This window comes from Mesorhizobium sp. M0011 (assembly GCF_040324155.1).
In the GTDB taxonomy this organism is placed as follows: Bacteria; Pseudomonadota; Alphaproteobacteria; order Rhizobiales; family Rhizobiaceae; genus Mesorhizobium.
Genome location: NZ_JAMYVQ010000071.1, coordinates 1 through 3311 on the forward strand (window position 1 = coordinate 1; position 3311 = coordinate 3311).

A 3311-nucleotide genomic window follows, 5' to 3' on the forward strand; every position below is an offset into this window, starting at 1 on the left:
TAGAAACAGTCGACCTCAACCTCTGCAGACGATAAGTGACAAAACTGTTCGCGATGTCCTCGCACACCTGTTCGCGATGTCTCCGGTCCAAACAAGGGGGAGATTGGCTGCTTCGTCGTCGGTGCTTTTTTCTTGCAACATTGAAGATTGGCGAAAGCCTGGATGACATCCGATCTCCCTCGTTGCGGGGGAGATGTCCGGCAGGACAGAGGGGGGTGCTGTCCCGTTGACGTTTCCAACCCAGTCCGTCAGGCCAAACCGCGCCCGTCGACCGACCAGGCTCCCGCGCCAGCCATCGCCAGCGCAACGAACCCGCCTGCTATCGCAATGTCCTTCATCAGCATCTGCTGGTGCAGGAAGGCGAGCATCGCGTCGCCGCCGCCCTGGCCGTAATGGCCGATGAAACCGGCGGCAATGCAGAAGGCGGCGAGCAGCAGCGCCGCGATCCGGGTCTGGAAACCGACCAGGATGAGCAGCCCGGCGATCAGTTCGAACAGTCCCGTGCCCCAGGCGGCAAGCGTCGGCAGCGGCAGGCCGAGGCCGGCGAAATAGCCTGTCGTGCCGGCAATATCGCTCAAACCCTGGAAACCGGAGGGCACGAACAGGGCGGCGAGCAGCAGCCGGGAGAGCAGGAGCAGCGCGTTGCGGGGCATGTTCACCTCCGTTATCGGCCGCCGGCCGGCCTCGTCCGATGCCCCGATCCTAGAGCAATTCCAGGAAGAGTGTGAAACGGTTTTCCGCCCGGAATTGTGTCAAATCAAAGAGTTAGAGCGGTTGGCCGTTTCCGTGAAACGGTGAACTGCTCTAGCAGAAAACTCCGGCCGACAGATCGGCGGGCATGTACCAACAACGAAAAAGCGGCGCGGAAAATTCCGCGCCGCTCTTTCGTTCGGCTATTGCCAGTTTTTGGCTCAGCCGCGCTTGGCGTCGATCGAATAGGCACCGGCGCCCGAGGAAGCCAGCACGAGGAAGCCGCCAGCGATGGCGAGGTTCTTGAGAAACTGGATCATCTGCATCTGGTCAGCCCAACCGGTGTGGGCGACCAAGCCAGTAGCGACCGTGAAGATCGCCAGCACCCAGGCGACAATCCGGGTCTTGAAGCCGACGAGGATGGCGAGGCCGCCGAGAAGCTCGATCAGGCCGACGACAATGGCCGTTACGGTCGGCAAGGGCAGGCCGAGGCTGCCGAAATAGCCGGCCGTGCCGGTGATGGCGGTCAGCTTGCCGAAGCCTGAAAGCAGGAAGATGACGGCAAGCAGGACGCGGCCGAGGAGAATGGTGGTCGAGGCATTGGATGCGCCGGAACCGGCGACTGAAGTGTTGATGGACATGGTGGCTCTCCGGAAGGGGTTGATACCGGTGAGATAGAGCAAGCCGACTGTTCACCAAAGCCACCAGGTTGGCGACACATTGTTCACAGTACTTACATTTCCGTGATCGGGCGGCCCGCGCAAAATTTGCTTCGGGTCGGGTTGCGACGGGAGTAAATTCTCCCGTCGCGGAATACCGGGCTTTTGGTTGACGCAATTCCGGACGGAAAACCGCAAGACATTTTTCCTGGAATTGTTTACCCCGGATGCGTCATGTCCTCCGGCCGCACCAGCCGGTCGTAATCGGCTTCGCTGACCAGCCCGGTGGCAAGCGCTTCCTCGCGCAGCGTGGTGCCCTTCTTGTGCGCGGTCTTGGCGATCTTGGCGGCATTGTCGTAGCCGATGGTCGGCGCCAGCGCCGTCACCAGCATCAGCGAGCGGTCGAGTGCCGCCTTGATGTTGTCTTCGCGGGCCTCGATGCCGACGACGCAATTGTCGGTGAAGGAGACCGAGGCGTCGGAGAGCAACTGCACCGACTGCAGGAAGTTGTAGGCCATCAGCGGGTTGTAGACGTTGAGCTCGAAATGGCCCTGGCTGCCGGCGAAGGTGAGCGCCGCATTGTTGCCGAACACCTGCACGCAGACCTGCGTCAGCGCCTCGCACTGGGTCGGGTTGACCTTGCCCGGCATGATCGACGAGCCCGGCTCGTTTTCCGGCAGCGACAGCTCGCCGAGGCCCGAACGCGGGCCGGAACCGAGGAAACGGATGTCGTTGGCGATCTTGAACAGCGCGGCGGCCGCCGCATTGATGGCGCCGTGCGAAAACACCATGGAATCATGGGCCGCCAGCGCCTCGAACTTGTTCGGCGCGGTGACGAAGGCAATGCCGGTGATGGTGGCGATGCGATCCGCCACCCTTTCGGCGAAGCCGACCGGCGCGTTGAGGCCGGTGCCGACGGCGGTGCCGCCTTGCGCCAGTTCCTGCAGGCCTGGCAATGTCAGCTCGATGCGCTTGATCGACGAGGCAACCTGCGCGGCATAGCCCGAAAATTCCTGGCCAAGCGTCAGTGGGGTGGCATCCTGCGTGTGCGTGCGGCCGATCTTGATGATGTGATTGAACTCTCTGCTCTTGGCGGCGAGCGCCTTGTGCAGGTGCTTCAGCGCCGGCAACAGATCGTGCACGATGCGTTCGGCGCAGGCGATGTGCATGGCCGTCGGATAGGTGTCGTTCGACGACTGGCTCATATTGACGTGGTCGTTGGGATGCACCGGCTTCTTGGAGCCCATGACGCCGCCCAGCATCTCGATCGCCCGGTTGGAGATCACCTCATTGGCGTTCATGTTGGACTGCGTGCCCGAGCCGGTCTGCCAGACCACGAGCGGGAAATGCTCGTCGAGCTTGCCGTCGATGACCTCTTGTGCCGCCTCGACAATCGTCTTGCCGATCGCCGGGTCGAGCCGTTGAAGGTCCATATTGGCTTCGGCCGCAGCCCGCTTGACGATGCCCAGCGCGCGCACGATCGATGCCGGCTGCTTTTCCCAGCCGATCTTGAAATTGCCAAGGGAACGCTGCGCCTGCGCGCCCCAATAGCGGTCGGCGGCGACTTCGATCGGGCCGAACGTGTCGGTTTCGGTTCTGGTCTTTGCAGCGGTCACGGGTCTCTCCTTGTCGAAGTCGGCAACGGCGTATCGCGTTGCACAAACGGCTTCAAGCGGAGATTGCGGACGGCGAGGATGCAAATCGGTTGAAGGTGCGGCGCTTCTCGCCTTCTCCCCTTGTGGGAGAAGGTGGATCGGCGCGCAGCGCCGAGACGGTTGAGGGGTGGGTGACGGAGTGCCGTCGGCGCCAAGCTGGAACACCCCTCATCCGACCTCTTCGCGGCCACCTTCTCCCCCTGTGGGCCCGTTGCGTTATTAAGTTATAGGGGCAAGGAGGGAGGGTCAGGCCAATGTGGGGTGCCTTGCGGCTCGGGTTTGAGGCCGGATTGGCTGGGGTTTGACG

General features: G+C 62.5%; 3 protein-coding genes. All 3 read right to left on the reverse strand.

Going from position 1 to position 3311, the window contains the following annotated elements:
• Positions 1-248 precede the first annotated feature (248 nt).
• The 3 genes from NKK51_RS32330 to fumC all read right to left on the reverse strand — a co-directional run bounded on the left by NKK51_RS32330 (position 249) and on the right by fumC (position 2965).
• The gene (locus NKK51_RS32330) at positions 249-653 is read right to left on the reverse strand and encodes a DoxX family protein (protein ID WP_352556338.1); all 405 of its coding nucleotides are present in this window, start codon (positions 651-653) and stop codon (positions 249-251) included.
• 258 nt (positions 654-911) lie between these two features.
• Positions 912-1331, reverse strand: coding sequence for a DoxX family protein (locus NKK51_RS32335; RefSeq protein ID WP_127289105.1), 420 nt, complete (start codon positions 1329-1331; stop codon positions 912-914).
• Between the two features lie 236 nt (positions 1332-1567).
• The gene (gene fumC, locus NKK51_RS32340; RefSeq protein WP_352556340.1) at positions 1568-2965 is read right to left on the reverse strand and encodes a class II fumarate hydratase; all 1398 of its coding nucleotides are present in this window, start codon (positions 2963-2965) and stop codon (positions 1568-1570) included.
• Positions 2966-3311: the final 346 nt, after the last annotated feature.

Excerpts from the sequence above, each read along its gene's own strand:
- NKK51_RS32330 (WP_352556338.1), bottom strand. The coding sequence starts at position 653 with ATGCCCCGCAACGCGCTGCTCCTGCTCTCCCGGCTGCTGCTCGCCGCC.
- NKK51_RS32335 (WP_127289105.1), bottom strand. The coding sequence starts at position 1,331 with ATGTCCATCAACACTTCAGTCGCCGGTTCCGGCGCATCCAATGCCTCG.